Raw genomic sequence first — 1879 nt, forward strand, 5'->3', positions numbered from 1 at the left:
TCGCCTACTTCTGAAAATCCTCGCGGATTTTCAGTTTGGTGTGTACTTGCAAAGTTAAGTGCTAACCCACGCAACTACTCATAGCCGAGACCGTTAGCTATAATTGAATGGAAAAACAGCTTTTAAAACAACTTTATACTACTACTAGCAAGCTTGTTAACGAACAAATCAAACGAGACATTGAAAATTTTGAGAAAGCCGATAAAATAATAATTTGGCTGGTTGGATTTTCCATTGGAATTTTTGTTTTAATTTTTACAAGAAATACTGATAATCTAATAATAAATCAAAACGTTTTTGAAATTTCAATAATTTCATTAGTAACTGTAATTTTAGGCTTACTCTTTAGAATAATATCATTTTTCACACAAATGACGCTTAGTAGTATTGTGTTTGACTTAATTGCATATGCTGCTGGATTTTCAGAGATTAAAAAATTACCAACGCCAAGAGAAATTGAACAGAATGATACTATAAATGATATAATTTTTTATCTTAAAGAGGATTTCGGTATAGAAAGAGAATTAATAGATATAACAGGTTTTTCCAAAGAAAAAATTAAAGAGTATCGAGATTTACAAAAAAATTATTATCAAACTTTGGCCTCTTGGAATAACACTGATGAACAATTATCTGAATATCGAGAAGAACTGGCGATTAGATTTGGACATAATCCCAAAGTAAATAAAACTGCACTTGAAGAAAAGGAGTCATCAAAATCCAAAGGAAAAAAGTATAAATTATTACTCAAGTCATCTTATATATTATTTTTCCTGACTATTATTAGTTTTATTTTCGGAATCGGATTTTTAGCATTTAAATTAATAGAGAGCAACTATAGCTAACACCGCATATAATACAGCGGGTCTGATGGTTAAATGAATTGTATTTCCTACAAATAATCGTAAATTAGTCACGCGGATAATTACGTAGTGGCGGCGCCACTGCCCTCGGCTGATTCGCACGCTGCGCTTCCCACTTTCGCTGACGCAAAATGTTGGCACTGCCGAAGCTGCCGCTCAAGACCCGCCGTATCATATGCAAAACCGTTACCTACCATTTAAATGAAGCTAGAAGAAACCATAGAAAATTTGTATAAAGTATTTTCAAAATACACTACCTCTGATATGCATTATTGTGACTGTGGCTGTATAGACGAAAATGACGTAAAAAAATTGGCTTCAAAGAAACTGCGAGAACTTGAAGAAGACGACTTTAGTTCATATCACGGAAGTGCACTTTATACTTGGGGAGATATTGAACATTATAAACACTTCTTACCAAGAATTTTAGAAGTTCATAACGAAAAGAACGGAAAAGGACTTATTGGACTTTTTGAAATTACTTCAAAACTAGAATACGCAGAATGGGAAAATTGGGAGAGCAATGAAATTAAAGCGATTAAAGATTTCATTTTTGCTGATTGGAATAGCTTTATTAACAAACAGAACTCTGAAATTGGGACAGGTGACATTGAATATTATGCCTTCTTTTTTAAGCCAGAAGACCTTTTGAGTATTTGGGACTTGACAAGGAATGATAATCGCCTGAATAATTTCGTGACATTCTTCTATTATAATGGAACCGAAATAATAAATAAAGGACTGAAAATCAAAGACAAGATTTACAATAAGGAGTTTTTGAATTTACTAAATCAGCCTGAGCTATTGGATAAATTAGAAATTGAATTCTTTAAGGCAGACGAAATAGATAAAGACTACGCAGAAAGAATTTCGATTGTAACACAAATGATTGAACAAGTAAAAACGGTAGGTAACAACGGCTCCTATGAAAAGCACTAGTCCAGTTCTTCAAATATAATATTTTATTTTTTAATCACTTCATAATGATTATGTTGTGGTGTTGAAATGTTGATAAT

General features: G+C 32.4%; 2 protein-coding genes. Both read left to right on the plus strand.

Translation table 11 applies throughout. The features are described from left to right. The first annotated feature begins 107 nt into the window (after nucleotides 1–107). On the plus strand, nucleotides 108–845 hold the full coding sequence (locus K8089_RS15950) for a hypothetical protein (RefSeq protein ID WP_237604290.1): 738 nt from the start codon (nucleotides 108–110) through the stop codon (nucleotides 843–845). Nucleotides 846–1064: 219 nt separating this feature from the next. Next, complete coding sequence (locus K8089_RS15955) at nucleotides 1065–1802, plus strand: hypothetical protein (RefSeq protein ID WP_237604291.1); 738 nt, start codon at nucleotides 1065–1067, stop codon at nucleotides 1800–1802. The last annotated feature ends 77 nt before the right edge of the window (nucleotides 1803–1879 follow it).

The organism is Aequorivita vitellina, assembly GCF_022008365.1.
Lineage (GTDB): Bacteria > Bacteroidota > Bacteroidia > Flavobacteriales > Flavobacteriaceae > Aequorivita > Aequorivita vitellina.